Origin of the sequence: Aeromonas sp. (assembly GCF_050252055.1) — a bacterium.
GTDB classification, from domain to species: domain Bacteria; phylum Pseudomonadota; class Gammaproteobacteria; order Enterobacterales; family Aeromonadaceae; genus Aeromonas; species Aeromonas caviae.
Genome location: NZ_JBFWLQ010000003.1, coordinates 231332 through 257709 on the forward strand (window position 1 = coordinate 231332; position 26378 = coordinate 257709).

The following is a 26378-nucleotide window of genomic DNA, read 5'->3' on the forward strand; positions in this document are numbered from 1 at the left end:
TTCAACGATGGCGCTGGGGGCGACCACGGGGTGCATCCGTCTTCGGTTTGGCCTGATTGACCGTGATGGTGCGGCCGCCGACCTCGGTGCCGTGCAACTCGGCGATGGCCTTCTCGGCCTCACCATTGACCGGCATTTCAATGAAACCAAACCCCTTGGACTGACCGGTATCGCGGTCGATGATGATATCGACCTTGTCTACCTGCCCAAATTGGCTGAACACGGTTGTCAGTTCGTCGGCCGTCATCCGGTACGACAGATTACCTACGTAAATCTTCATGCCATCCACTCTCGATTCAAGGTGCCTTATCTATGCATCCACCGACCTGGGAGTAAGGGCACAACCCCCCTGCCGGACCAGCCACGGCATCATGCCATGGCACTTCCAGCTTCGTATCCCAAGTCCTTGATCTCTTGGGTTATCAGAGCAGGAAAGATCAAATCGAATCAGAGGCAGTATCTGAGCATTGGGATGAATTGTCGAGAAAATAGTCAGGTCGGGTGCAGCTCGGCCAGCAATGTGCCGAGAGCACGACGCCCATGCCAGGCACGTTTGAACCCGAATCGATAGACCCCGGGGGCCACTTCGTGAGTCCCTTCCCGGGACAACCCGAGCAGGCTGGTGGCCGTCGCCAGGGTCACCTCATCCAGCCCGAGATCCAGGCTGAAATCGAGCCACTGGCCATCGTGTCCCACCTTGCGATCCCGCTCCATGCCCACCAGCACGGCCCTGGGCAGCGCCAACGCCCGGTCTTCGCCACCATTGAGCAGATAGAGATGGCGTTCATCCCAGGCAAGCTCCGCCAGACGCCAGCGCTGCCAGTTGCGCGGCGACACCATCATCACCAGCACGATACCGCCAAAGACCACCCCGACCCAGGGCAGCAGACCCATGTCGGGATATCCCAGCCAGAGGGCGGCCACCACAGTGGCGAGACTCGCCAGCAACAGGCAGATCATGACCCCGTAAAACCGCCGGGCCGGGGGCATCAGCCAGCTCACGTTCTCTTGCGCTGCCAGCTCACTGACTCTCATCTTCTCTTCTCCTTCTGTGATGCGAACGGCCTTGCCGTCGCTGCGTTGCCGCGCATTGTGCGCGAGCGACGCGCCGCGATGCAACCGCCACCGCGACACGGATGACGGCCAGCCGCCACTCTTGGTATGCTTGGGGCTGTCTGAGCCCGCACTGGGCGCCATCCCGGGAGTCCCATGTTCGCCACCGCCCTGCTCTTGTCCGCGAGCACACTCTATGCCGAGGCCATCGGCGGCTACTCCGCCGGCTGCCTGAAAAATGCCGTGGCCCTGCCCCTCGAAGGCCCAGGTTATCAGGTGATCCGCACCAAACGGCTGCGCTATTACGGTCACCCCGACCTCATCCATTACCTGCAGCATCTGGCCAACCAGACCAGACTGGCCGGCATGCCGGATCTCTATATCGCCGACCTCGCCATGATGCACGGGGGGCCCTTTACCTCAGGTCATCGCAGCCACCAGACCGGCCTGGATGCCGACATCTGGTTCAGGATGGCTGACAGGCCCATCAGCCGCTGGGAGCAGGATGCCCCCAGGGAGTGGGCGCTGATCGACGAACCCAGCTACCGGATGCTGCCCGGCCGATTCGGCCCCAGGCAACTCAATCTGCTGCGCCTTGCGGCTGATCGCCCCGAGGTGGCGCGCATCTTCGTCAACCCCGTCATCAAGGCCGAGGTGTGCAAACAGGCACCCGGTGAAGCCTGGGTCGGCAAGCTGCGCCCCTGGGTCGGCCACTTCAGCCACTTTCACGTGCGCCTGCGCTGCCCGGCAAACAGTCCGGACTGCCAGCCCCAGGCTCCCATTCCCCCCGGCAATGGCTGTGGGGAGGAGCTGACCTCCTGGCTCAAGGACAAACCCCAGCTGCCCAAAGTGTCGATGAGCTACCGCGCGCCCCTGTTACCCAGGCGTTGTGAGGGCTGACCACAAGCTGTTATGGTGAACCAATTTCCGAGAGAAATATCAATGGAGAACAACAAGATGGCCACTTCACTCTGGCAGCGTGGTACCCGTGCCCTGCTGACCCTGACCCTGCTGCTGGGCTTGACCGGCTGCGGCATGAACACCATTCCGACCCTGGATGAGCAGGTCAAGGCGAGCTGGGGACAGGTCGAGAACCAGTACCAGCGCAGGGCCGATCTCATTCCCAACCTGGTGGCCACCGTCAAGGGGTACGCCAGCCACGAGCAGGAGACCCTCAAGGCGGTCACCGATGCCCGTGCCCGAGTCGGCAGCGTGCAGGTGAGTGACCCCTCCCAGCTCAAGGCGTTCGAGGCGGCTCAGGAGCAGCTCTCCAGCGCCCTCTCCCGGCTGATGGTAGTGGTCGAGCGCTACCCGGATCTGAAGGCCGATCAGCAGTTCCTGACCCTGCAGGCCCAGCTGGAAGGCACCGAGAATCGCATCGCGGTGGCCAGACGGGATTACATCGAGGCAGTACGCCAGTTCAATACCGAGATCCGTACCTTCCCCGGGGTCATCTGGTCCAAGCTGCTCTACTCCGATCTGGAAGCCAAACCCACCTTCAGCGCCAAACCCGGTGCCGATGAGGCGCCCAAGGTCAGCTTCCAATGAACGTGATGAGACGCTGGCTGGCGCTCTGTCTGCTGCTCTGTGCCACGGCACTGCATGCCGCCCCCGATTTCCCGGCCCTGACCGGGCGGGTGGTGGACGAGGCCAATCTGATGTCCCGCAAGCAGGCCCACCAGCTCGCACAGCAACTGGCCGTCTTCGAGAAGCGCAGCGGCGTCCAGCTGGTGATGGTCTCCATCGACACGCTGGCGGGGGATACCATCGAAGAGTACGGCTACCAGCTCGGTCGCCACTGGGGCATCGGCCAAAAAGGCAAGAACAACGGCGTTCTGCTGATCATCGCCCAGGACGAGCGCAAGGTGCGCATCGAGGTGGGTTATGGCCTGGAAGGTGCCCTGCCCGACGCCATCGCCGCCAATATCATCCAGACCCGGATCCTGCCCGCCTTCAAGCGCGGTGACATGGTGGCCGGCATCCTCGCCGGCAGCCAGGGCATCATGCAGGCCCTGGCCGGGGAGTATCAGCCCGTGGACAACACCAGCAAGGCCGACAAGCAGGGCGGTCCCTGGCTCTTCATCCTGGTGGTGATTGCGATGATCGTGCTGCACAACCTGCGCGGCGGCGGCGGTGGGCCGGGAGGACGTCGCCGGGCCGCCTACATGGCAGGTGGATTCGGTGCCGGCTCCTTTGGCGGCCGCACTGGCGGTGGTGGTGGCGGTTTCAGTGGTGGCGGCGGCAGCTTTGGCGGCGGCGGTGCATCTGGCGGTTGGTAATCAGGGAAAAAGAGACAACAAGATGATTTCGAAACAGTTTTTCCACACCTTGCAGGCCAGGGTTCGACAGGCCGAGCAGGCCACGGATGCCGAACTGGTCACCGTGCTGGCCCCGGCCAGCGATGGCTATCGCTATATCCCGACCCTGTGGGCCGCCCTGCTGGCCATGCTCACCCCCCTGCTGGTCTTCCAGCTCGGCTTCTGGCTTGGCTGGTACGAGATCCTGCTGGTGCAGTGGTCGGTCTGGTTGCTACTGAGCCTGCTGTTCCACTGGACGCCCATCAAGATGCGGCTCATTCCCAACAAGGTACGCCGTCACCGGGCCGCCCTGATGGCCCGCCTGCAGTTTGTCGAGCAGGGACTTCACCGCACCCGGGACCGGCTCGGTGTGCTCATCTTCGTCTCGGTGGCGGAGCACTATGTGGAGATCCTGGTAGACGACGGGATCGCCCAGCACATCGACAACACCCAGTGGCAGCAGATCATCGACGACTTCGTGGTTCGGGTACGCAACAAGGAGGTCGAGCAGGGGTTTCTGGAGTGCGTGGAGCGCACCAGCGCCATTCTGACCGACGCCTTCCCCGCAACCCGGGATCAGAACGAGTTGCCTGACAGCCTGATCATTCTCGACAAGCCTTGAACGGGCTTAAAAAACCGGCATTCTGTTCAAGGGATAGGCACTCGATAAAGATTATGAAAAATAAGGGGAAAAGTGGTTGACCCAGGCAGCCCTTTCCCCTAAATTACGCCCCGTTCCAGCGCAACGGCGCAGCGGACACCGTGTTGGCTGAACACGTTAAATCACAGACCGAAATTTGGTGAGGTGTCCGAGTGGCTGAAGGAGCACGCCTGGAAAGTGTGTATACGGCAACGTATCGAGGGTTCGAATCCCTCCCTCACCGCCAAATTGTAAAAACCGACCTCAGGGTCGGTTTTTTGCATCTGGTGACATGGCAACATCCGATGCCGATACCGATGGAGAGAAGGTGAAAAGCATCGCCGGGTTCGAGCAGAGCAGCTTGCTGCGATGAATGACCGCAGGCCGCCCCGAAGGGGTGAGCCATGCAGTGGTGAATCATCCCTCCCTCACCGCCAAATAAAGTAAAAGGCCCCGTCGCAAGACGGGGCCTTTTACTTCATCCGATGATGGGCGGCTCGGTTCAAACCCTGTCGACAGGCGGGCAGGATAGCCCGACTGGACGGCCAGAGGCCGCCCGCAGGGCGAGCGCCAGGGATGACGCGAGTCAATCCCGACCCAGCGTACAGCTTGAAGAACCGACCTTAAGGTCGGTTTTTTGCTTCAAGGCGTCTGCCAACCCCCTGGCAGGAGAAACCCGTCATCGGCGGGGCCAGAAAAAACGGTTTGCCGCGATACCTGGCCGAGTGCCGCCCAGCCAATCCTATCCCTTCCGCCTCGCTGCTCTCTGCTCTCTGCTCTCTGTCGACAGGGGATATACCCCGAGGGCAGCCAGCCCTTTCTCGTTTACAGCGCATTACGCAAAAAAAAATAGAAAATGACGATATAAATAACCAATATACCATCAAATGTAGCACAATATATTGTGATATCACTTGGATAACCGCCTCGTCCTGCCATGCCGGCACCGTCAACCTGCTCTACAGATCAAGCGGCACAGGCCGATGCCACCGGACACTACCGGGTCTGCGCAACCTCTCGGATATTGCTCACCGATTGGATATCGTTTTGAAAAACTGATAGTTAAATGGCTACACTAGCCTCACACATCGCATAGGGATATGGACAAATGAGTCTTATTGGCTTGCTGCTGGCCCTGGCAGCCATTCTGGGTGGCAACATGATAGAAGGGGGGCACCCCAGCGCCCTGCTCGATCTGCCCGCCTTTCTCATCGTGATCGGCGGTACCGTCGGTGCCGCACTGACCCAGTTTCCCTTCTCCGTGGTTGGTAAAACCCTCAAACGCTTCAAGTGGCTCATCACTCCCCTGCGCCTCGACATGCTGGAGCAGGCCCAACTGCTTGAAACCCTGGCGGGCAATGCACGGCGCAGCGGCATGCTGGCACTGGAGGGCATGATCGACGACATCAAGGATCCCTTCCTGCAAAAAGGGGTACAGATGATGGTCGATGGCTACGAGAAGACCAAAATCCACGAGGTACTGGAAAACGAGATCGAGTTCGAGCAGGAAGATATCGAACAGACCGTCAAATTCTACGAGGCCATGGGGGGCTACTGCCCGACCATGGGGATCGTCGGGGCCGTATTTGGCCTCATTCACGCCATGGGCCTGCTGGATGCCCCCGACAAGCTGGGGGGCGCCATCGCGGTGGCCTTTATCGCCACCATCTACGGGGTGTCGGCCGCCAACCTCATCTTCCTGCCCTTCGGCAACCGCTACAAGTCGTTTGCCCACCAGATCCGCCACTACAAGGAGATGACCCTCACCGGCATCCTCTGCATCGTGGACGGCGAGTCACAGCAACGGCTGCAAGTGACCCTTGAGCCTTACCTCGGAGGCCACAGTGGCGAAAAAGAAAAAGGCTGAGGCGCCGGAGAACCACGAACGCTGGCTGGTCTCCTACGCCGACTTCATGACACTGCTGTTCGCCCTGTTCGTGGTGCTCTACTCCTTCGCCATGGCCAAGCAGTCGGAGACTCGCGTGCTCATTCAGGGCTTTATCGAATCTCTTGGCAAGATAGGGCTGGTCTCCCTTCCCGCCGGCTCCCCCGTGATGCAAGGGGGCACAGGCATACTGGAACCCGAGTCCAAGACCACCCCCAATACCTCCCAGAAAGAGCAGGTGCTGGATACCCAGACGCCCGCAGCGGCGGCCGACCCTTTCAACGAGACCATCGGCTCCTCGGAGAAACCTACGGCCACGGAGTCCTGGCCCCACAAGACCAAGGAGCAGGATTGGGTCACGGTCACCAAGCAGAAGCTGGATCAGCAGCTCAAGAGCCAAATCGAGTCCAAGGAGATCGAGGTGGAGCAGCTTGGCAGCCAGCTGGTGATCCGCATCGGCGAAAAGACCTTGTTCCCCGCCGACTCAGCCTTCTTGCAGCCCCAGTTCATTCCCCTGGTCAACAAGGTCTCGGACGTGCTGGCGGACATCCCCGGCATGGTGGTGGTCACCGGTCACACCGACAACTCCCAGGCGCCGGTGGAGCTCTATCGCAACAACTGGGAGCTGTCGGTGCTGCGGGCGGCCACCATCACCCACACCCTGCTGACCAACCCCAAGCTGGATTCACGACGGCTGATCGCCCAGGGGGTGGCGGATACCCAACCCCGTTATCCAAACGATACCCCGGCTCACCGCCAGGCCAACCGCCGGGTGGAGATCGTGCTCTCCCAGGGCAAGGCGGCAGAGCAGAGCCTCCCCGTTCTCCAACCCTGAAACAGACCCCGCCATGCGGGGTCTTTTGTTTCCTGCCATCCACCGGATTTTCAAACTATCCGGTTTTTTTCTGCTAAATAAAAACGATTGAAAACAATTCTCAAACGAGAAAGTTGACCCCGCTAGCAAAACACAATTTTCATCCCGTTGATTAATAATTAATCCTTTGAAATGACATGTAAATCAGTACGAAAGTGGCATACTACGTAACGTCATTGTTAAGTCACATGATTAATTTGGTTAGGGAAAAACCTATATGTTTGCTGATATTGCCGTCCAGCACTGGGCTTTTGCTGTCTATGTCATTGGCGCCATCTGTATCTGCTTGACCATGATAGGCCTGGCGGCCTTGCTGGGGGGACGCGCCTATGGCCGTGCCAAGAACAAACCCTTCGAATCCGGGGTGGATTCCGTCGGCAACGCCCGCCTGCGCTTCTCCGCCAAGTTCTACCTGGTCGCCATGTTCTTCGTCATCTTCGATGTCGAAGCCCTCTATCTCTTTGCCTGGTCCGTCTCCGTTCGGGAGAGCGGCTGGGTCGGCTTCATCGAAGCCACCATCTTCATCACCCTGCTGCTGGTAGGCCTCCTCTACCTGTGGCGCATTGGTGCCCTCGACTGGGCCCCGAAAAAGCGTGTCCTGACTGACAAGAAACCAGACTGAACTACCGATTATCTCTTTGAGGTTGCACCATGAAGTACACCCTGACCCGGATTGACCCGGATGCGCCCGTTGAGCGCTACCCCCAGGAACAGCGCCAGACCGTCGATGATCCACTGGCGCAGCAAGCGACCCGCGGCATCATGATCGGGCGCCTCGAAGAGGTGCTGCAAGACACCGTCAACTGGGGCCGCAAGAACTCCCTCTGGCCCTACAACTTCGGCATCTCCTGCTGCTACGTGGAGATGTGTACCGCCTTCACCTCTCCCCACGACGTGGCTCGCTTCGGTGCTGAGGTCATACGAGCCTCCCCCCGTCAGGCCGACTTCATGGTGATTGCCGGCACCCCCTTCATCAAGATGGCCCCTGTCATCCAGCGGCTCTATGAGCAGTTGCTCGAGCCCAAGTGGGTCATCTCCATGGGGGCATGTGCCAACTCCGGCGGCATGTATGACATCTACTCCGTGGTACAGGGCGTCGACAAGTTCCTGCCGGTCGACGTCTACATCCCGGGCTGCCCGCCCCGCCCCGAGGCCTTCCTGCAAGCCCTGATGCTGCTGCAGGAGTCCATCGGCAAGGAACGCCGCCCCCTCTCCTGGGTGGTGGGGGATCAGGGGATCTACCGTCCCCAGATGCAATCCGAGAAGGAACGCAAGCGCGGCGAGCGGATCAACGTGACCAACCTGCGCACGCCGGATGAGATCTGATCATGAAACTGACTCGAGAATTCCCAAGCAATTACACCATGGCCCAGTGGCAAACCGCCGATCACGCCGATGCCCAGGTGGTCGGCGAGCTGTTCGCCCACTTCGGTGCCGAGCGCTTCACCGTGCAGAGCACCCGTACCGGCGTGCCGGTCATCTGGCTCTCCCGGGATCTGCTGCTGGACGTGATGGGCTTCTTGCAAAAGCTGCCCTCCCCCTTCGTGATGCTGTTCGATCTCAGCGCCACCGACGAACGGATGCGCAGCCATCGCCACGGCCTGCCCCAGAGCGACTTTACCGTCTTCTATCACCTCATCTCCATCGACCGTAACGCCGACGTGATGCTGAAGGTGGCGCTCAAGGAGAGCGATCTCCATCTGCCCACCGTCAGCCGCCACTTCCCCAACGCCAACTGGTACGAGCGGGAAGTGTGGGATCTGATGGGGATCACCTTCGATGGCCACCCCCATCTGACCCGCATCATGATGCCCAAGAGCTGGCAAGGACACCCCCTGCGCAAGGACTACCCGGCGCGCGCCACCGAGTTTGATCCCTTCATGCTCGATGCGGTCAAGCAGGATCAGGAGCAGGACAACCTGCTGTTCAAGCCGGAAGAGTGGGGCATGGCCCGCGGCAACGAGAACGAGGACTACATGTTCCTGAACCTCGGGCCGAACCACCCCTCCGCCCACGGCGCCTTCCGCCTGGTGCTGCAACTCGACGGGGAAGAGATCCGCGACTGCGTGCCCGACATCGGCTATCACCACCGCGGCGCCGAGAAGATGGGCGAGCGCCAGTCCTGGCACAGCTACATCCCCTACACCGACCGGGTCGAATACCTGGGCGGCGTGATGAACAACCTGCCCTATGTGCTGGCTGTCGAGAAGCTGGCCGGCATCAAGGTGCCGGCGCGGGTCGACATGATCCGGGTGATGATGGCGGAGCTGTTCCGCATCCAGAGCCACCTGCTGTTCCTTGGCACCTACATTCAGGACGTGGGGGCCATGACCCCGGTCTTCTTCACCTTCACGGACCGCCAGAAGATCTACACCATCATCGAGGCCATCACCGGAGCCCGCATGCACCCGGCCTGGTTCCGTATCGGCGGCGTGGCCCACGATCTGCCTGCCGGCTGGACCCGCCTCATCCAGGACAACCTGTTGAGCTGGCTGCCCAAGCGGTTGATGGAGTATGAAAAGGCGGCCATGCGCAACAGCATACTGCGGGGCCGCACCATCGGCGTCGCCGCCTACAACACGGCCCAGGCCCTGGCCTGGGGCACCACGGGGGGCGGTCTGCGGGCCACGGGGCTCAACTTTGACGTGCGCAAATGGCGCCCCTATTCCGGTTACGATCAGTTCGAGTTCGAGGTGCCGGTGGGCAGCAACGGGGACGCCTACGACCGCGCCACCGTACGCATCGAGGAGATCCGCCAGAGCCTGTCCATTATCGAGCAGTGCATGAAAAACATGCCTGAGGGCCCCTTCAAGGCGGATCACCCGCTCACCACGCCACCGCCCAAAGAGCGCACCCTGCAGGACATCGAAACCCTGATCACCCACTTCCTGCAAGTCTCCTGGGGGCCTGTCATGCCGGCCGCCGAGTCCTTCCAGATGATAGAGGCGACCAAGGGAGTCAACAGCTATTACCTGACCAGCGACGGATCCACCATGAGCTACCGGACCCGGATCCGCACCCCGAGCTTCGCCCACCTGCAGCAGATCCCCTCGGTGATCCGCGGCCAGATGGTGTCGGATCTTATCGTCTACCTGGGCAGTATCGATTTCGTTATGTCAGATGTGGATCGTTGAGTCCTCTCGCCCCGACAGCCGGGGCGAAGGGCAAGACGCGCAGTAAAGGGACAAGCCACAAAAGGTCAAGTCATGAGCCAATGTCAGTGTCACAATAACCAGACCCCACAAGGGCAAGGGGCATGCAGCAGCCATCAGGGAGATTTCGTCCTGAGCCAGGCTGAGCGCGATGCCATCGAACACGAGAAACACCACTACGAAGATCCCCGTGCAGCCAGCATCGAAGCGCTCAAGATAGTGCAACAGGCCCGTGGCTGGGTGCCTGACGGCGCCATTCACGCCATCGGCGCCGAGCTCGGCATCCCCGCCAGCGACGTGGAAGGGGTCGCCACCTTCTACAGCCAGATCTTCCGCCAGCCGGTGGGTCGTCACATCATCCGCGTCTGCGACAGCATGGTCTGCTACATCAACGGCCACGAGCAGTTGCTTGCCGGTCTGAAAGAGGTCGTCAATCTGGCCCCCGGTCAGACCTCCCCGGATGGCCGCTTCACCCTGTTGCCCGTCTGCTGCCTCGGCAACTGCGACAAGGGGCCGGCCATCATGATCGATGACGATACCTATGGCGGACTCGATGCCGTCAGCCTGCTGAAAACCCTGGAGGCTTACCCATGAGCATTCAGCCAGGCAAGACGCTTGCCTCCCTCGGCACCGCCAACCGCATCCCCCGCACCGCCGAGACTCACCCTCTCACCTGGCGCCTGCGGGACGACGGCCAGCCGGTGTGGCTCGAGGAGTACCGGGCCAAGCAGGGCTACGAAGCCGCCCGCAAGGCCCTTGGCCAGATGAGCCCGGATGACATCGTCAGCACCGTCAAGGATGCCGGCCTCAAGGGACGCGGTGGCGCCGGTTTCTCCACCGGCGTGAAGTGGGGCCTGATGCCCAAAGACGAGAGCATGAACATCCGTTACCTGCTCTGCAACGCCGACGAGATGGAACCCAATACCTACAAAGACCGCATGCTGATGGAGCAGCTGCCCCACCTGCTGATCGAGGGGATGATCATCAGTGCCCGGGCTCTCAAGGCCTATCGCGGCTACATCTTCCTGCGCGGCGAGTACGTGGATGCCGCCATCCACCTGCGCCGCGCCGTGGAAGAGGCCAAGGCCGCGGGGCTCCTTGGCAAGAACATCCTGGGCTCGGGCTTTGACTTCGAGCTGTTCGTCCACACCGGCGCAGGTCGCTACATCTGCGGCGAAGAGACGGCCCTCATCAACTCCCTGGAAGGACGGCGCGCCAACCCGCGGGCCAAACCCCCCTTCCCCGCCGTCTCCGGCGTCTGGGGCAAGCCGACCTGCGTCAACAACGTCGAAACCCTGTGCAACGTCCCCGCCATCATCGGCAACGGTGTGGCCTGGTATCAGGGGCTGGCACTGCCGGGTTCGGAAGATCACGGCACCAAGCTGATGGGCTTTTCCGGCAAGGTCAACAATCCCGGCCTGTGGGAGCTGCCCTTTGGCATCACCGCCCGCGAGCTGTTCGAGGAGTACGCAGGCGGCATGAAACCCGGCTATCGCCTGAAAACCTGGCAACCGGGCGGCGCCGGCACCGGCTTCCTGCTGCCCGAGCACCTGGATGCCCAGATGTACGCTGGCGGCATCGGCAAGGTGGGCACCCGCATGGGTACGGGCCTTGCCATGGCGGTGGATGACAGCATCAACATGGTCTCCCTGCTGCGCAACATGGAGGAGTTCTTTGCCCGCGAATCCTGCGGCTGGTGCACCCCCTGCCGCGACGGCCTGCCCTGGAGCGTCAAGATCCTGCGGGCGCTGGAGCGGGGCGAGGGCCAACCCGAGGATCTCGCGACCCTGGAACAGCTCGTCAGTTTCCTGGGCCCGGGCAAGACCTTCTGTGCCCATGCCCCCGGCGCCGTCGAGCCCCTTGGCAGTGCGATGAAGTATTTCCGGTCCGAGTTCGAGGCCGGGGTCAAGGCCCCCCATGACAATCACAAGCTGTTCAAGGGTATCCAGCCCAACCTGCTGGGCGAGCGCTGGTAAGCGCCAGGACGCATCGGGCAATAGCCGATTTCATAAAACAGGTTTCAGGGAAGTTGTATGGCAACCATTCATGTAGACGGTAAAGAGTACGAGGTAGACGGGGCAGACAACCTGCTGCAAGCCTGTCTGTCGCTGGGTCTGGACGTCCCCTATTTTTGCTGGCACCCGGCGCTCGGTAGCGTCGGTGCCTGCCGCCAGTGCGCGGTCAAACAGTATCAGAATGCCGACGACAAGCGCGGCCGCCTGGTCATGTCCTGCATGACCCCTTCCACCGATGGCACCTATATCTCCATCGAGGATGAAGAGGCGAAGGAGTTTCGCAAGACGGTGGTGGAATGGCAGATGACCAACCATCCCCACGACTGCCCGGTGTGTGAAGAGGGTGGCGCCTGCCACCTGCAGGACATGACGGTGATGACGGGCCACAACAGCCGCCGCTACCGTTTCACCAAGCGCACCCACCAGAATCAGGATCTGGGCCCCTTCATCAACCACGAGATGAACCGCTGCATCGCCTGCTACCGCTGCGTGCGCTATTACAAGGATTACGCAGGTGGCGAAGATCTCGGGGTCTATGGCGCCCATGACAACGTCTACTTCGGTCGGGTCGAGGATGGCACTCTGGAGAGCGAATTCTCCGGCAACCTGGTGGAGGTCTGTCCCACCGGCGTCTTCACCGACAAGACCCACTCCGAGCGTTACAACCGCAAGTGGGACATGCAGTTCGCCCCCAGCATCTGCCAGGGGTGCTCGGTCGGCTGCAACATCAGCCCGGGTGAGCGCTACGGCGAGCTGCGCCGCATCGAGAACCGTTTCCACGGTGCCCTGAACCACTATTTCCTCTGCGATCGCGGCCGCTTCGGCTACGGTCACGTCAATCTGACCGACCGCCCGCGCCAGCCCCTGCTGCAGGATGGCAGTGACAAGCTGGCCATCACGGTAGATGGTGCCCTGAACCGGGCGGCGGATGCGCTGCGCACCGCCAGCGGCATCATCGGCATCGGCTCACCCCGCGCCTCCTTGGAGAGCAACTTCGCCCTGCGCGAACTGGTGGGGGCCGCCAACTTCTACTCCGGGGTCGAGCAGAGCGAATGGGAATGCCTGCAAAAGATGCTGGACATTCTGGAGCACGGCGGCGTGCGTACTCCCAGCCTGCGCGACATGGAAGAGGCCGACGCCGTGCTGGTGCTCGGGGAAGACGTCACCCAGACCGCCGCCCGCATCGCCCTGGCCCTGCGCCAGGCGGTGAAAGGCAAGGGGCGCGAAATTGCCCGCAAGCTGAAGGTGGATCTCTGGCAGGTCGCTGCCGTGCAGACCCTGGCCCAGAACCAGCGCTACCCCTTGCTCATCACCAGTCTGGATGCCACCCGCCTAGATGACGTGGCGAGCAGCACCCTGCACGCCCCCCACGCGGATCAGGCGCGCCTCGGGTTTGCCATCGCCCATCTGCTGGACGCCAGTGCACCTGCGCCAACGGCTCTCTCCCCCGAACAGCAGGCCCTCGCCGCCCAATGGGCCGACCTGCTTGGCAACGCCAAAAAGCCCCTCATCATCGCAGGCAATGGAGCCCGCAACGAGGCGCTGATCGAAGCGGCCAGCAACATCGCCCGCGCCCTCAAGGGCCGTGGCCAGGCCGCGGAGCTTGCCCTGGTGGCTCAGGAAGCCAACAGCCTGGGGCTGGCCATGCTGGCCCGGCATGCCGCCCCGCTGGAGTCAGCCCTCGAGCGCATGGAAGGGGAAGAGAGACTTGCCTTGGTCGTTCTTGAGAACGACCTCTACCGCCGAGCCCCCCGCAGCCGGGTGGACGCCGCTCTGGATCGCCTGCAACACCTGCTGGTCATCGACCATCAGGAGACGGCCACCGCGAAGAAGGCGGATTTGGTGCTGCCTGCCGCCAGTTTTGCCGAAGGCGATGGCACCCTGGTGAACATGGAAGGCCGCGCCCAGCGCTTCTTCCAGGTCTATGCTCCCGCCTTCTACAACGCCGATATCCAGGTGCGCGAGAGCTGGCGCTGGCTGGATGCCCTGCAAGGGAGCCAGCAACCGCGTTCGGTTCGCTGGAACACCTTCGACGATGTGAGTCGCGATTGCGCCGCCAGCGCCCCGCTGCTCACCACCATGGGTGAAGCTGCACCCAACGCCGGCCTGCGCATTCGCGGCATGAAGCTCGCCCGGGAGCCGCACCGCTACAGTGGTCGCACCTCCATGCTGGCAAACCAGAACGTGAGCGAGCCCAGAGTCGCCCAGGATCCCGATTCGCCGTTCGCCTTCTCCATGGAAGGCTACGCCGGTGCCCGCCAGCCCCTCTCCCAGGTACCGTTTGCCTGGGCGCCGGGCTGGAACTCCCCCTCCGCCTGGAACAAGTTCCAGGACGAGGTGGGCGGCAACCTGCGTGCCGGGGATCCCGGTCGCCGCCTGCTGGAGCCGGGCGAAGGCAACCTGGGCTGGTTTGGTGCCATACCGGTCCCCTTCCAGCCCGCCGCATCCCTGCAGGTGGTGAGCTATGACCAGCTGTTCGGTGGCGAGGAGCTCTCCGCCAGAAGCCCGGTCATCCAGGCTCGCATGGGGGAACCCACCCTGGTACTGAACCCGGCGGATGCCGCGCGCCTGGCACTGTCCCCTGACGCACTGGTGGCCTTCTCCTGGGGTGGCAACCACTGGCGCCTGCGTCTGCGCCTGAGCGATGCGCTGGCTCCGGGCCTGGCAGGGTTGCCACTCGGGGTGAACGGTCTGCCGACCGCCCTGCACCACGCCCTGATCGATAACCTGCAGGAGGTCATCGCATGAGCGACTCTCTGATGGATCTGCTGATCGAGGTCGGCAAGGCCCTGGTCGTGCTCGTGGGGATCGTGGGGGCTGGCGCCTTCATGAGCTTCATCGAGCGCCGCCTGCTGGCACTGTGGCAGGACCGTTACGGCCCCAACCGGGTTGGCCCCTTCGGCCTGCTGCAACTGGCCGCCGACATGGTCAAGATGTTCTTCAAGGAGGACTGGATCCCGCCCTTTGCGGATCGCCGGATCTTCGTGCTGGCCCCCATCATCGCCTTTACCGCCTTCATCCTGGCGTTTGCGGTGGTGCCCATCACCCCCACCTGGGGCGTGGCGGATCTCAACGTGGGGCTGCTCTATATCCTGGCGATCGCCGGGCTGGCGGTCTATGCCGTGCTGTTCGCCGGCTGGTCGAGCAACAACAAGTACTCCCTGCTCGGCAGCCTGCGCGCCTCGGCCCAGACCCTCTCCTACGAGGTGTTCCTTGGCCTCTCGCTCATGGGCATCGTCATCCAGACCGGCAGCTTCAACCTGCGTGACATCGTCGAGGCCCAGGCCGGCATGTGGAACGTGATCCCCCAGATCCTGGGCTTCGTCACCTTCCTGTTTGCCGGGGTCGCCGTCACCCACCGCCACCCGTTTGACCAGCCGGAGGCCGAGCAGGAGCTCGCCGACGGCTATCACATCGAGTACGCGGGCATGAAGTGGGGTCTCTTCTTCGTGGGGGAGTACATCGGCATCGTGCTGATCTCTTCCCTCATCGTGACCCTCTTCTTCGGTGGCTGGCACGGCCCCTGGCTGCCGCCCTTCATCTGGTTCGCCCTGAAGACCGCCTGTTTCATGGTGTTCTTCATCCTGCTGCGGGCCTCCCTGCCCCGCCCGCGCTTCGACCAGGTGATGTCCTTTGGCTGGAAAGTGTGCCTGCCCCTGACCCTGCTCAACATGCTGGTCACCGCTGCCGTGGTGCTGATGAATGCGTGAGCAAAACGAGATGGACATGACGATGATTCGGCCGTCTGCGGCAAGGAAGCGCCCAGACGCCAGTGCTGATAAATGTGCAGTGAGGCACCTATGAAAATTACGAGCATTATCAAGGGTGTTGGCACCCAGTTGCGCAGTCTTGGGATGGTCTTCTCCCATGCCTGGCGCCCCCGTGAAACCCTGAGCTACCCGGAGCAGCCGGTCTACGCCGCCCCCCGTTTTCGCGGTCGCATCGTACTGACCCGGGATCCCGATGGCGACGAACGCTGCGTGGCGTGCAACCTGTGTGCTGTTGCCTGCCCGGTCGGTTGCATCTCCTTGCAGAAGTCGGAGCGGGAAGATGGCCGCTGGTACCCGGAGTTCTTTCGCATCAACTTCTCCCGTTGCATCTTCTGCGGCCTGTGCGAGGAGGCCTGCCCCACCACCGCCATCCAGCTGACGCCGGATTTCGAGATGGGGGAGTATCGTCGCCAGGATCTGGTGTACGAGAAGGAAGATCTGCTGATAAGCGGCCCCGGCAAATACCCGGACTACAACTTCTACCGCATGAGCGGGATGGCCATCGACGGCAAACCCAAAGGGGATGCCGAGAACGAAGCCAAGCCCATCGATGTCAAGAGCCTGCTGCCCTAGGAGTCAATCATGGAACTGGCATTCTATGCCGCGGCCCTGGTCGCCGTTTACAGCACGCTGCGGGTGATCAGCACCAGCAACCCCATGCATGCGCTGCTCAATCTCATCATCTCCCTCATCGCCGTGGCCATGATCTTCTTTTGCCTGGGCGCGGCCTTTGCGGGGGCCCTGCAGGTGATCGTCTACGCCGGCGCAATCATGGTGCTGTTCGTGTTCGTGGTGATGATGCTGAACCTGGGGAGCGCCCAGGATCAGGAGAAGAAGTGGCTCACCCCCATGACCTGGGGTGGCCCGGCCCTGCTCTCCCTCATTTTGCTGGGCTTTCTGGCCCACGGCATTCTCGGCGTGACCGGCGGTGAACTGGGTCTGACCGAGGTCAGCGCCAAGGAAGTCGGTATCGCCCTGTTCGGCCCCTATGTGCTGGCGGTGGAGCTCGCCTCCATCCTGCTGCTGGCGGGTCTGGTCACCGCCTATCACCTGGGCCGCGAGGACAAGAGCGGGGAAGTGCTCTCCGTACCTCGCACCACACAGGAAGGAGGTCAGCAATGAGCGACATCCCCGTGGTGATGCATGGCTCGCTGCCGGCAGCCCGCCCCCTTTCCATCCAGCAAGCACAAGGAGCATGGCGATGAGTGGAATTCCCATGGAGCACGGCCTCCTGCTGGCGGCCATTTTGTTTGCCATCGGCCTGTGCGGCCTGCTGATACGCCGCAACCTGTTGTTTATCCTCATGAGTATCGAAATCATGATGAACGCGTCCGCCCTGGCGTTCGTGGTGGCGGGTAGCCGCTGGGCCCAGGCCGACGGCCAGATCATGTACATACTGGTGATTTCTCTGGCGGCAGCGGAGGCCAGTATCGGCCTCGCCCTGTTACTGCTGCTCTATCGTCGTTACCACACCCTGAACGTGGACACTGTGAGCGAGATGCGCGGATGAGCCTCCTATATCTGACTTTCCTGTTCCCGCTGCTGGGATGGCTGCTGCTGGCCTTCTCCCTCGGCCGCCTCGGCGAGCGCACCTCGGCGCTCATCGGTGTCGGCAGCATCGGTCTCTCGGCCCTCACTACCCTGTGGGTCGGCATCGATTTTCTCAATACCATGCCGGAAGGCGGCGTCTATACCCAGACCCTGTGGCAGTGGATGACGGTGGGCGAGTTCCAGCCCGCCTTCCGTCTCTCCCTGGACGGGCTGTCGCTGACCATGCTGGGGGTCGTGACCGGGGTGGGCTTCTTCATCCACCTGTTCGCCTCCTGGTACATGCGCGGGGAAGAGGGGTATTCACGCTTCTTCACCTACACCAACCTCTTCATCGCCAGCATGCTGTTCCTGGTGCTGGCCGATGACCTGCTGTTCGTCTACCTGGGCTGGGAAGGGGTGGGGCTTTGCAGCTACCTGCTGATCGGCTTCTACTACAAGGATCGCAACAACGGCGCCGCCGCCCTCAAGGCGTTCGTGGTGACCCGGGTCGGCGACGTCTTCCTCGCCATCGGGCTCTTCGTGCTCTATCGCGAGCTCGGCACCCTCAACATTCACGAGCTGCTGGTGCGAGCCCCTGCGATGTTTGCCGACGGCTCCCCTGCCCTGTCGTTCGCCTGCCTCATGCTGCTCGGCGGCGCGGTCGGCAAATCCGCCCAGCTGCCCCTGCAGACCTGGCTGGCGGACGCCATGGCGGGCCCGACCCCGGTCTCGGCGCTGATCCACGCGGCCACCATGGTGACCGCCGGTGTCTATCTCATCGCCCGTACCCACGGCCTGTTCCTGCTGGCCCCCGAGATCCTGCATCTGGTGGCGCTGGTCGGTGCCATCACGCTAGTGCTGGCCGGTTTTGCCGCCCTGGTGCAGACCGACATCAAGCGGATCCTGGCTTACTCCACCATGAGCCAGATAGGCTACATGTTCCTGGCTCTTGGTGTTGGCGCCTGGGAAGGGGCCATCTTCCACCTGATGACCCACGCCTTCTTCAAGGCGCTCTTGTTCCTCTCCGCCGGGGCCGTCATTGTCGCGACCCACCACGAGCAGAACATCTTCAAGATGGGAGGCCTTCGGCATCGCCTGCCACTGGTCTATGCCTGCTTCCTGGTGGGGGGCTCGGCCCTGGCCGCGCTGCCACTGGTGACCGCCGGTTTCTACAGTAAAGACGCCATCCTCTGGCAGGTGCAGGCCAGTGGCCAGAGCGCCCTGCTGTGGGCCGGTCTGGGTGGTGCCTTCCTCACCTCCCTCTACACCTTCCGCCTCATCTTCATCGCCTTCCACGGCAAGGAGCAGACCCAGGCTCACGCCGGACAGGGCCTTGCCCACCATTTGCCACTGCTGGTGCTGCTGGTGCTCTCCACCGGAGTCGGCGCCCTCATCGTGCCACCGCTGGCAGGAGTGCTGCCGGCCGGCCCGGGAGATCACATCGAAGAGGGACGCCATGGCCTCGAGATCCTCTCCGGCGTCATCGCCGTGGCAGGCATTGCGCTGGCCGCCTTCCTCTTCCTCGGCGAACGTCGCCTGGCGAAGGGGATCGCCGAGAGTGCACCGGGGCGGGCTCTGTCCACCCTCTGGTTCAATGCCTGGGGCTTTGACTGGCTTTATGACCTGATTTGGGTCAAGCCCTACCTGCTGGCGACTCGCCTGCTCGGCAAGGATCCGCTGGACAGGATGATGAACCTGCCCGCCGTGCTGGCCCAGGGGGGGCATCAGCTGCTGGCCTGGACCGTCTCCGGCAAGTTGCGCTGGTACGCAGCCTCCATGGGGATGGGCGCCGCCCTGATCCTGGCCCTGCTGCTGCTCGGCTGATCCATGAGCCCAATATTGTGTGGCAGGCTCAGCGCCTGCCCGACTAGAACCTAGATGAGAGCTGATATCGTGACCTTACTCTGGATCTTGCTAATTCCCTTCATCGGCGGCTTGCTCTGCTGGCAGATGGAGCGGCTCGGCGGACAGTTTGTCCGCTGGGTGGCCCTCGCCTCCATGAGCGCCTGTCTGGTGCTCTCCAGCGCCATCTGGCTCGGTGGTGACTTCACCCTCGCCAACCCCGGCCTCCCCGTCTGGGCAGCCGAGTGGCAACAACCCTGGATCCCCCGCTTCGGCATCTCCCTGCACCTCGCCGTGGACGGGCTGTCGCTCCTGATGGTGATCCTCACCAGCTTCATCGGCGTGCTGGCCATCCTCTGTTCCTGGAAGGAGATCGTCCAGCGCATCGGCTTCTTCCACCTCAACCTGCTGTGGATCCTGGGGGGCGTGCTCGGCGTCTTCATGGCGGTGGATCTGTTCCTCTTCTTCTTCTTCTGGGAGATGATGCTGGTGCCGATGTACTTCCTGATCGCGCTCTGGGGCCACTCGGTCACCGATGGCAAGTCGCGCATCAACGCCGCCACCAAGTTCTTCATCTACACCCAGGCGAGCGGCCTCATCATGCTGGTGGCCATCCTGGGCCTGGTACTGACCCACCACGCCGCCACCGGTGTCTTCACCTTCAACTATCAGGAACTGCTCAACACCCCCATGAGCAGCACGGTACAGTGGCTGCTGATGCTGGGCTTCTTCATCGCCTTCGCGGTCAAGATGCCCCTGGTGCCGCTCCATGGCTGGCTCCCTGATGCCCACAGCCAGGCGCCCACCGCAGGCTCCGTGGATCTCGCGGGCATCTTGCTCAAAACCGCGGCCTACGGCCTGCTGCGCTTCACCCTGCCGCTCTTCCCCGAGGCGTCCGCCGAGTTTGCCCCCTACGCCATGGTGCTAGGCCTCATCGGCATCGTCTATGGCGCCCTGCTGGCCTTTGCCCAGACCGACATCAAGCGGCTGGTTGCCTACACCAGCATCTCCCACATGGGCTTCGTGATGATCGCCATCTACTCGGGCAGCGAGCTCGCCCTGCAAGGGGCAGTGGTACAGATGATTGCCCACGGGCTCTCGGCCGCCGGCCTCTTCATCCTGTGCGGCCAGCTCTACGAGCGTCTGCACACCCGGGATCTGCGCCAGATGGGCGGTCTCTGGGGACGGCTGCGCTACCTGCCCGGCGTGATGCTGTTCTTCTCCGTTGCATCCCTCGGGATGCCGGGGACCGGCAACTTCGTCGGCGAGTTCCTGATCCTCATCGGCAGCTTCCAGGTGGCCCCCGTCATCACCGTCATCGCCACCTTCGGGCTGGTGCTGGCCTCGGTCTACTCCCTCATCATGCTGCAGCGGGCCTGCTTCGGGACGCCCCGGGAGGAGAGCATGCTCAAGGGGCTGGATACCCGGGAACTGACCATGATGCTGACCATCGCCGGCCTCTTGGTGCTGCTCGGTCTTTATCCCCAGCCGGTGCTCGACACCGCCAGCAGCAGCCTCCTGAGCGTGCTGCACTGGTACGCGCTGCCGGGCACGGGGGCGCTGCAATGATGCTTTCTCTTTCGCCTTCCTTGTCCATGTCGGGAGCACTGTCATGACGTTTACTGTTTCTCAACTGCTGGCCCTGCTGCCCCTGTTGCTGACCACGGGGGCCATGGTGGCCCTGATGCTGGCCATCGCCTGGAAGCGCTGTGACGACACCGCCTTCGTGGTCACCATCATCGGCCTCAACCTCGCGCTCTTCTCTCTGCCCATCGTGATGGCCCAGGGGGATCAGGGAGTCACTCCCCTGCTGCAAGTGGACGCTTACGCGGTCTTCTACATGGGGCTGGTGCTCATCGGGGCCCTGGCCACCTGCACCTTCGGTCGCACCTGGCTCAAGGGCTATCCGGACAACCGGGAAGAGTTCTACCTGCTGCTGCTCATCGCCACCGCAGGTGGTCTGGTGCTGGCGGCCTCCCGTCACCTCGCCTCGCTCTTCATCGGGATCGAGATGCTGACCCTGCCCATGTTCGGTCTGGTGGGGTATGCCTATCGCGAGCGGCACTCGCTGGAAGCCAGCATCAAGTACATGGTGCTCTCCGCCAGTGCCACCGCCTTCCTGCTGTTTGGCATGGCACTGCTCTACGCCCAGGCCGGAAGCCTGAGCTTCAGCGATCTCGGTGTGACCCTGGCCCAGAGCCCGGCTCACCATCCGCTGCTGATGGGGGGCTTTGGCCTGATGCTGGTCGGCTTTGCGTTCAAGCTGTCCCTCGCCCCCTTCCACCTCTGGACCCCGGACGTCTATGAAGGGGCGCCGGCACCGGTGGCCACCTTCCTCGCCACCGTGAGCAAGATAGCCGTGTTCTGCGTGCTGCTGCGCTTCTACCTGGCGGTACCCGCCACCTCGGATCCCATGATCCACTGGCTGCTGGCGGCCATGGCAGTCATCTCCATCGTGGTCGGCAACCTCCTGGCGCTGATCCAGACCAACATCAAGCGGATGATGGGTTACTCCTCCATCTCCCACTTCGGCTATCTGCTGGCAGTGGTGGTGGCAAGCCGCCTCGGCGAGATGCCGGTGGAAGCGGCGGGTGTCTACCTGCTGATGTACCTGTTCACCAGCCTGGGGGCCTTCGGCGTCATCAGCATGATGTCCAGCCCCTATCGCGGCAAGGATGCGGACTCCCTGCACAGTTATCGCGGTCTGTTCTGGAAGCGCCCCTATCTGACGGCGGTGATGACGGTGATGATGCTCTCCCTCGCGGGTATCCCCATGACGCTGGGGTTCATCGGCAAGTTCTACCTCATCGGCGTCACCGTCGATGCCAAGCTGTGGTGGCTCAGTGGCGCCATCGTGCTCGGCAGTGCCCTGGGGCTCTACTACTACCTGCGGGTCATGGTCACCCTCTACCTGCGTGAACCCGGCATGCAACTGCGCGATGCCAGGGCCGACTGGGCCTTCTCCTCCGGGGGCCTGGTGGTGCTGCTCTCCGCCATTCTGGTGGTATTGCTCGGCATCTACCCCCAGCCCGTCATCAGCCTGGTGCAGGGCTTCCAGCACGTGGTGCTGCGCTAGCCTCAGGTTCCGTTCACACAGCAAAACCGGCCTCCGTGGCCGGTTTTTTTTATGTCCACCAAGGCCCGGTCCGGCTTGCCCGTCTGGCAGGCGATACCAGATCGGCCCCCTCAATCCATCCCATATCCTCCAGCAAGCGGCTGGCGGAGCAGCGAGCTGAAGACGGCCTCGCCCCCATCGTGATCGTCTCCTCTTGCCCTCCCCATTCTCAGACCCATGCCCATAAAAAAACCGGCCACAAGGGCCGGTTTTTGGTTTCTTGCTGGCGCTTAACCCAGGCGAACCCGAGCATTGCGGAACATGCGCATCCAGGCGCCATCCTCACCCCAGTTGTCCGGGTGCCAGGAGTTGGCCACGGTGCGGAACACCCGCTCCGGGTGCGGCATCATGATGGTGGCGCGACCGTCCGCACTGGTCACCGCGGTGATACCGTCAGGGGAGCCGTTGGGGTTGGCCGGGTATTGCACGGTGACGTTGCCGCGGTTGTCCACGAAACGCAGCCCCACCAGACCGCTTTGTTGCAGCGCAGCCAGGTGAGCGGCATCGCGCACTTCCACGCGCCCTTCCCCGTGGGAGACGGCAATCGGCATCACGGAGCCCGCCATCCCGGCGAAGAAGGCGGACGGGGAGTCCTGCACTTCCACCAGGCTGAAGCGCGCCTCGAAGCGCTCGGAGCGGTTGCGCACGAAGCGCGGCCAGAGATCGGCCCCCGGGATGAGGTCACGCAGGTTGGACATCATCTGGCAGCCGTTGCACACCCCCAGGGAGAGGGTATCGCCGCGCTCGAAGAAGCGCTGGAACTGCTCACGGGCGTTGTCGTTGAACAGGATGGACTTGGCCCAGCCTTCACCCGCCCCCAGCACGTCGCCGTAGGAGAAGCCGCCACAGGCCACCAGGGTCTGGAACTCCTCAAGCTTGATGCGCCCCTCGAGGATGTCGCTCATATGCACGTCCACCGCAGTAAAACCGGCGCGATCGAAGGCGGCCGCCATCTCCACGTGGGAGTTGACCCCCTGCTCGCGCAGCACCGCCAGACGGGGAGAAGCCCCGCGAGCGATATAGGGCGCGGCCACGTCGTCGGACGGGTTGTAGGTGAGCCTGGCCTGCAGACCCGGATCGGTGGCGTCCTGGCGGGCGGCATGCTCCTGATCGGCGCACTCCGGGTTGTCGCGCAGGCGCTGCATCTGCCAGCTGGTCTCGCCCCAGATGGTGCGAAGGGCGGTGCGGCTGGCGCGATACACTTCGCTGCCGGCACGCTGGAACAGGATGAGGTCGTCTTCGCGCACCGTGCCCAGCACATGGGAGCAGGCTGCCAGACCGTGACCGGCCAGCAGGGTCAGCACCGCTTCCTTGTCTTCGCGACGAACCTGGATGACGGCCCCCAGCTCCTCGTTGAACAGGGCCGGCAGCAGGTCGCCACCCACGCGATCGAGCTGGATGTCGAGGCCGCAGTGACCGGCAAACGCCATCTCGGTCAGGGTGACGAAGAGGCCGCCGTCGGAGCGGTCGTGGTAGGCAATCAGCTTGCGATCCGCCACCAGCGCCTGGATGGCGTTGAAGAAACCCTTGAGCTGGACCGGGTTGTCCAGATCCGGAGCGCTTTGCCCAAGCTGGCGGTAAACCTGGGCCAGGGCCGAGGCGCCGAGGCGCTGCTTGCCGTTGCCAAGGTCGATGAGGATAAGGTCGGTCTCACCGAGATCGGTGCGCAGTTGCGGGGTCACGGTATTGCGCACGTCCTCGACCCGGGCAAACGCCGAGATGAGCAGGGAGAGCGGCGAGGTGACGCTGCGCTCTTCCCCGTCCTGCTGCCAGCGGGTCTTCATGGACATGGAGTCCTTGCCCACCGGGATGGTGATGCCAAGGGCCGGGCAGAGCTCTTCGCCCACCGCTTTCACGGCTTCGTAGAGACCCGCATCTTCCCCCGGGTGGCCGGCTGCGGACATCCAGTTGGCGGAGAGCTTGACCCGCTTGAGGGAGCCGATATTGGCCGGTGCCAGGTTGGTCAAGGCCTCGGCCACCGCCATGCGGGCGGAGGCGGCATGAGAGAGCAGCGCCACCGGGGTGCGCTCGCCCATGGACATGGCTTCACCGTGGTAGCTGTCGTAGGTCGCGGCGGTAACGGCGCAGTCAGCCACCGGGATCTGCCAGGGGCCGACCATCTGGTCGCGGTTGACGAGGCCCGTTACGGTGCGATCGCCGATGGTGATGAGGAAGGACTTCTCCGCCACGGTCGGCAGGCGCAGCACGCGCTCGGCGGCGTCGCTGAGGGTGATGCCGTCCAGTTGCAGCGCCTTGCCCTGGGCGGGCAGGCTCTGCACGTCGCGGTGCATCTTGGGCGCCTTGCCAAGCAGCACGTCCAGCGGCAGATCGATGGGCTGGTTGTCAAAGTGATCATCAGAGAGAGTGAGATGCTTCTCTTCGGTGGCGGTGCCGATGACGGCATAGGGGGCGCGTTCGCGCTCGCACAGGGCCTTGAACAGAGGCAGCTTGTCCTGGGCCACAGCCAGCACATAGCGCTCCTGGGATTCGTTGCACCAGACTTCCAGCGGGCTCATGCCCGGCTCGTCGTTCGGAATGGCACGCAAGTCGAAGCGACCACCGCGCTCCCCGTCGCTCACCAGCTCCGGCATGGCGTTGGAGAGACCACCGGCGCCCACGTCGTGGATGAAGACGATGGGGTTGTCGTCCCCCAGTTGCCAGCAGCGGTCGATCACTTCCTGGCAGCGACGCTCCATCTCGGGGTTGTCACGCTGCACGGAGGCGAAGTCGAGATCTTCGGCAGACTGACCGGACGCCATGGAGGAGGCTGCGCCGCCACCCAGGCCGATGTTCATGGCCGGACCACCCAGCACGATGAGGGCAGCCCCCACCGGGATCTCCCCTTTCTGGACGTGCTCGCTGCGGATGTTGCCGATGCCACCCGCCAGCATGATGGGCTTGTGGTAGCCGCGCACCTCGACGCCGTTGTGGCTCGGCACCTGCTCTTCGAAGGTACGGAAGTAACCCAGGATGGCAGGGCGACCGAATTCGTTGTTGAAGGCGGCGCCGCCAAGGGGCCCTTCCTGCATGATGTCAAAGGCGCTGACGATGCGGCTCGGCTTGCCGAAGTCCTGCTCCCAGGGCTGCTCGAAGCCGGGAATGCGCAGGTTGGAGACGGAGAAGCCCACCAGGCCCGCCTTGGGCTTGGCGCCACGGCCTGTCGCACCCTCGTCGCGGATTTCGCCGCCGGAGCCGGTCGCGGCACCCGGGAAGGGAGAGATGGCGGTCGGGTGGTTGTGGGTTTCCACCTTCATCAGGATGTCGACACGCTCCTGGTGATACTGGTACTCACCGTTGGCGGGGCTCGGGAAGAAGCGGCCACCCTGGCTGCCTTCCATCACCGCGGCGTTGTCTTTGTAGGCAGACAGGACATGATCCGGCGTCTGCTCGAAGGTGTTCTTGATCATCTTGAACAGCGACTTGGGCTGCTGCTCGCCGTCGATGGTCCAGTCAGCGTTGAAGATCTTGTGACGGCAGTGCTCGGAGTTCGCCTGGGCAAACATGTAGAGCTCGATGTCGTTGGGATTGCGACCCAGCCGGGTGAAGTTGGTCACCAGGTAATCTATTTCGTCATCTGCCAGGGCCAGACCCAGGGTCACGTTGGCCTCTTCCAGGGCGGCGCGACCACCACCCAGCACATCTACCTGGGTAAAGGGGCGCGGCTCGTGGTGAGCAAACAGGGCGACGGCCTCGTTCATCTCGGCAAAGACCACTTCCATCATGCGATCGTGCAGCAGGGCCGCGATCTCGCTACGCTGGGCCACGCTCAGCTCACCCTTGGCCTGCACGTAATAGGCAATGCCGCGCTCCAGCCGCTTGACCTGTTTCAGGCCGCAGTTGTGGGCGATGTCGGTTGCTTTGGAAGACCAGGGGGAGATAGTGCCGGGGCGGGGGGTAACGAGGAACAGCTGACCGCTGGGGGTGTGTTCCGGGATGGTCGGGCCGTAGCGCAGAAGCTGGCCCAAGGTCGCTCGCTCGGGGGGCGACAGCGGGCTCGTCAGCTCGGCAAAATGCACGTATTCCGCATAGACGCTTGCTATCTCTACTCCTCTCTGTGCGCAGCTCTGCAGCAGCTTGTGGACACGAAACTCAGACAGTGCTGGGGCACCACGCAAGATTTCCATATACCTTTCTCACCAAGTTTTAGAGTGTGGGGGGATTTGAGACGCGCGTATTATAGGGATCAGGCCCATCCTGAACAAACG

Annotated in this window: 22 protein-coding genes, 1 tRNA gene and 1 other RNA gene; 21 read left to right on the forward strand and 3 right to left on the reverse strand. The window is 63.0% G+C overall.

Annotation, left to right across the window (positions count from 1 at the left end; translation table 11 throughout):
• Window position 1: 1 nt before the first annotated feature.
• Both AB7E19_RS07110 and AB7E19_RS07115 read right to left on the reverse strand, forming a co-directional pair.
• Window positions 2-280: an RNA recognition motif domain-containing protein gene (locus tag AB7E19_RS07110; protein WP_029314670.1), complete on the reverse strand. Its 279-nt coding sequence runs from the start codon at window positions 278-280 to the stop codon at window positions 2-4.
• A gap of 212 nt (window positions 281-492) precedes the next feature.
• On the reverse strand, window positions 493-1035 hold the full coding sequence (locus AB7E19_RS07115; protein ID WP_427934813.1) for a hypothetical protein: 543 nt from the start codon (window positions 1033-1035) through the stop codon (window positions 493-495).
• Window positions 1036-1209: 174 nt separating this feature from the next.
• Here AB7E19_RS07115 and mepA point away from each other — a divergent pair, with 174 nt between their 5' ends.
• The 21 genes from mepA to nuoN all read left to right on the forward strand — a co-directional run bounded on the left by mepA (window position 1210) and on the right by nuoN (window position 22134).
• A complete protein-coding gene (gene mepA, locus AB7E19_RS07120) occupies window positions 1210-1953 on the forward strand; it encodes a penicillin-insensitive murein endopeptidase (protein ID WP_039038706.1) in 744 nt (247 codons plus the stop codon).
• Between the two features lie 42 nt (window positions 1954-1995).
• The gene (locus AB7E19_RS07125; protein ID WP_010675022.1) at window positions 1996-2601 is read left to right on the forward strand and encodes a LemA family protein; all 606 of its coding nucleotides are present in this window, start codon (window positions 1996-1998) and stop codon (window positions 2599-2601) included.
• Complete coding sequence (locus AB7E19_RS07130; RefSeq protein WP_427934816.1) at window positions 2598-3332, forward strand: TPM domain-containing protein; 735 nt, start codon at window positions 2598-2600, stop codon at window positions 3330-3332. The genes AB7E19_RS07125 and AB7E19_RS07130 overlap by 4 nt, the downstream gene beginning before the upstream one ends.
• A gap of 22 nt (window positions 3333-3354) precedes the next feature.
• Window positions 3355-3972: a TPM domain-containing protein gene (locus tag AB7E19_RS07135; protein WP_010675024.1), complete on the forward strand. Its 618-nt coding sequence runs from the start codon at window positions 3355-3357 to the stop codon at window positions 3970-3972.
• A gap of 177 nt (window positions 3973-4149) precedes the next feature.
• A tRNA-Ser gene (locus tag AB7E19_RS07140) sits at window positions 4150-4237 on the forward strand.
• A gap of 61 nt (window positions 4238-4298) precedes the next feature.
• A non-coding RNA gene (locus AB7E19_RS07145) (RtT sRNA) lies at window positions 4299-4427 on the forward strand.
• A gap of 671 nt (window positions 4428-5098) precedes the next feature.
• Window positions 5099-5857 (forward strand): flagellar motor protein, encoded by a 759-nt coding sequence (locus AB7E19_RS07150; RefSeq protein ID WP_039038709.1) that lies wholly within the window; start codon window positions 5099-5101, stop codon window positions 5855-5857.
• The gene (locus AB7E19_RS07155; protein WP_010675026.1) at window positions 5835-6710 is read left to right on the forward strand and encodes a flagellar motor protein MotB; all 876 of its coding nucleotides are present in this window, start codon (window positions 5835-5837) and stop codon (window positions 6708-6710) included. The genes AB7E19_RS07150 and AB7E19_RS07155 overlap by 23 nt, the downstream gene beginning before the upstream one ends.
• Before the next feature lie 256 nt (window positions 6711-6966).
• On the forward strand, window positions 6967-7371 hold the full coding sequence (locus tag AB7E19_RS07160; protein ID WP_039038710.1) for an NADH-quinone oxidoreductase subunit A: 405 nt from the start codon (window positions 6967-6969) through the stop codon (window positions 7369-7371).
• Between the two features lie 29 nt (window positions 7372-7400).
• A complete protein-coding gene (locus tag AB7E19_RS07165; RefSeq protein WP_010675028.1) occupies window positions 7401-8075 on the forward strand; it encodes a NuoB/complex I 20 kDa subunit family protein in 675 nt (224 codons plus the stop codon).
• 2 nt (window positions 8076-8077) lie between these two features.
• The gene (nuoC, locus tag AB7E19_RS07170; RefSeq protein ID WP_039038711.1) at window positions 8078-9883 is read left to right on the forward strand and encodes an NADH-quinone oxidoreductase subunit C/D; all 1806 of its coding nucleotides are present in this window, start codon (window positions 8078-8080) and stop codon (window positions 9881-9883) included.
• 72 nt (window positions 9884-9955) lie between these two features.
• Window positions 9956-10495 (forward strand): NADH-quinone oxidoreductase subunit NuoE, encoded by a 540-nt coding sequence (gene nuoE, locus AB7E19_RS07175; protein ID WP_102983845.1) that lies wholly within the window; start codon window positions 9956-9958, stop codon window positions 10493-10495.
• Window positions 10492-11877, forward strand: coding sequence for an NADH-quinone oxidoreductase subunit NuoF (gene nuoF, locus AB7E19_RS07180; RefSeq protein WP_408745960.1), 1386 nt, complete (start codon window positions 10492-10494; stop codon window positions 11875-11877). Before nuoE ends, nuoF begins: the two co-directional genes overlap by 4 nt.
• A gap of 57 nt (window positions 11878-11934) precedes the next feature.
• Entirely contained in the window at window positions 11935-14664 is a 2730-nt protein-coding gene (gene nuoG / locus AB7E19_RS07185; RefSeq protein ID WP_322130848.1) for an NADH-quinone oxidoreductase subunit NuoG, read from the forward strand.
• Window positions 14661-15626, forward strand: a complete 966-nt coding sequence (gene nuoH, locus AB7E19_RS07190) for an NADH-quinone oxidoreductase subunit NuoH (RefSeq protein ID WP_010675033.1) — start codon at window positions 14661-14663, stop codon at window positions 15624-15626. The genes nuoG and nuoH overlap by 4 nt, the downstream gene beginning before the upstream one ends.
• A 90-nt stretch (window positions 15627-15716) precedes the next feature.
• The gene (gene nuoI, locus AB7E19_RS07195) at window positions 15717-16259 is read left to right on the forward strand and encodes an NADH-quinone oxidoreductase subunit NuoI (protein WP_010675034.1); all 543 of its coding nucleotides are present in this window, start codon (window positions 15717-15719) and stop codon (window positions 16257-16259) included.
• Window positions 16260-16268: 9 nt separating this feature from the next.
• Entirely contained in the window at window positions 16269-16808 is a 540-nt protein-coding gene (gene nuoJ / locus AB7E19_RS07200) for an NADH-quinone oxidoreductase subunit J (RefSeq protein ID WP_010675035.1), read from the forward strand.
• A gap of 79 nt (window positions 16809-16887) precedes the next feature.
• Complete coding sequence (gene nuoK / locus AB7E19_RS07205; RefSeq protein WP_010675036.1) at window positions 16888-17196, forward strand: NADH-quinone oxidoreductase subunit NuoK; 309 nt, start codon at window positions 16888-16890, stop codon at window positions 17194-17196.
• Complete coding sequence (gene nuoL, locus AB7E19_RS07210; RefSeq protein WP_221435770.1) at window positions 17193-19040, forward strand: NADH-quinone oxidoreductase subunit L; 1848 nt, start codon at window positions 17193-17195, stop codon at window positions 19038-19040. The genes nuoK and nuoL overlap by 4 nt, the downstream gene beginning before the upstream one ends.
• Window positions 19041-19109: 69 nt before the next feature.
• The gene (gene nuoM / locus AB7E19_RS07215) at window positions 19110-20627 is read left to right on the forward strand and encodes an NADH-quinone oxidoreductase subunit M (protein WP_010675038.1); all 1518 of its coding nucleotides are present in this window, start codon (window positions 19110-19112) and stop codon (window positions 20625-20627) included.
• A gap of 43 nt (window positions 20628-20670) precedes the next feature.
• Complete coding sequence (nuoN, locus tag AB7E19_RS07220) at window positions 20671-22134, forward strand: NADH-quinone oxidoreductase subunit NuoN (RefSeq protein ID WP_039038715.1); 1464 nt, start codon at window positions 20671-20673, stop codon at window positions 22132-22134.
• Window positions 22135-22403: 269 nt separating this feature from the next.
• Here nuoN and purL read toward each other — a convergent pair whose 3' ends face one another.
• Complete coding sequence (purL, locus tag AB7E19_RS07225) at window positions 22404-26297, reverse strand: phosphoribosylformylglycinamidine synthase (protein ID WP_322130849.1); 3894 nt, start codon at window positions 26295-26297, stop codon at window positions 22404-22406.
• Window positions 26298-26378: the final 81 nt, after the last annotated feature.

Bases quoted from the DNA above. Each gene is read 5' to 3' on its own strand.
- AB7E19_RS07115 (WP_427934813.1), bottom strand. From the start codon at position 1,035: ATGAGAGTCAGTGAGCTGGCAGCGCAAGAGAACGTGAGCTGGCTGATG.
- nuoN (WP_039038715.1), top strand. From the start codon at position 20,671: ATGACGTTTACTGTTTCTCAACTGCTGGCCCTGCTGCCCCTGTTGCTG.
- nuoJ (WP_010675035.1), top strand. From the start codon at position 16,269: ATGGAACTGGCATTCTATGCCGCGGCCCTGGTCGCCGTTTACAGCACG.
- AB7E19_RS07165 (WP_010675028.1), top strand. From the start codon at position 7,401: ATGAAGTACACCCTGACCCGGATTGACCCGGATGCGCCCGTTGAGCGC.
- AB7E19_RS07125 (WP_010675022.1), top strand. From the start codon at position 1,996: ATGGAGAACAACAAGATGGCCACTTCACTCTGGCAGCGTGGTACCCGT.
- nuoI (WP_010675034.1), top strand. From the start codon at position 15,717: ATGAAAATTACGAGCATTATCAAGGGTGTTGGCACCCAGTTGCGCAGT.
- nuoC (WP_039038711.1), top strand. From the start codon at position 8,078: ATGAAACTGACTCGAGAATTCCCAAGCAATTACACCATGGCCCAGTGG.
- AB7E19_RS07130 (WP_427934816.1), top strand. From the start codon at position 2,598: ATGAACGTGATGAGACGCTGGCTGGCGCTCTGTCTGCTGCTCTGTGCC.
- purL (WP_322130849.1), bottom strand. From the start codon at position 26,297: ATGGAAATCTTGCGTGGTGCCCCAGCACTGTCTGAGTTTCGTGTCCAC.
- nuoG (WP_322130848.1), top strand. From the start codon at position 11,935: ATGGCAACCATTCATGTAGACGGTAAAGAGTACGAGGTAGACGGGGCA.
- AB7E19_RS07150 (WP_039038709.1), top strand. From the start codon at position 5,099: ATGAGTCTTATTGGCTTGCTGCTGGCCCTGGCAGCCATTCTGGGTGGC.
- nuoH (WP_010675033.1), top strand. From the start codon at position 14,661: ATGAGCGACTCTCTGATGGATCTGCTGATCGAGGTCGGCAAGGCCCTG.
- AB7E19_RS07110 (WP_029314670.1), bottom strand. From the start codon at position 280: ATGAAGATTTACGTAGGTAATCTGTCGTACCGGATGACGGCCGACGAA.
- nuoK (WP_010675036.1), top strand. From the start codon at position 16,888: ATGAGTGGAATTCCCATGGAGCACGGCCTCCTGCTGGCGGCCATTTTG.
- nuoE (WP_102983845.1), top strand. From the start codon at position 9,956: ATGAGCCAATGTCAGTGTCACAATAACCAGACCCCACAAGGGCAAGGG.
- AB7E19_RS07135 (WP_010675024.1), top strand. From the start codon at position 3,355: ATGATTTCGAAACAGTTTTTCCACACCTTGCAGGCCAGGGTTCGACAG.
- AB7E19_RS07160 (WP_039038710.1), top strand. From the start codon at position 6,967: ATGTTTGCTGATATTGCCGTCCAGCACTGGGCTTTTGCTGTCTATGTC.
- nuoL (WP_221435770.1), top strand. From the start codon at position 17,193: ATGAGCCTCCTATATCTGACTTTCCTGTTCCCGCTGCTGGGATGGCTG.
- mepA (WP_039038706.1), top strand. From the start codon at position 1,210: ATGTTCGCCACCGCCCTGCTCTTGTCCGCGAGCACACTCTATGCCGAG.
- nuoF (WP_408745960.1), top strand. From the start codon at position 10,492: ATGAGCATTCAGCCAGGCAAGACGCTTGCCTCCCTCGGCACCGCCAAC.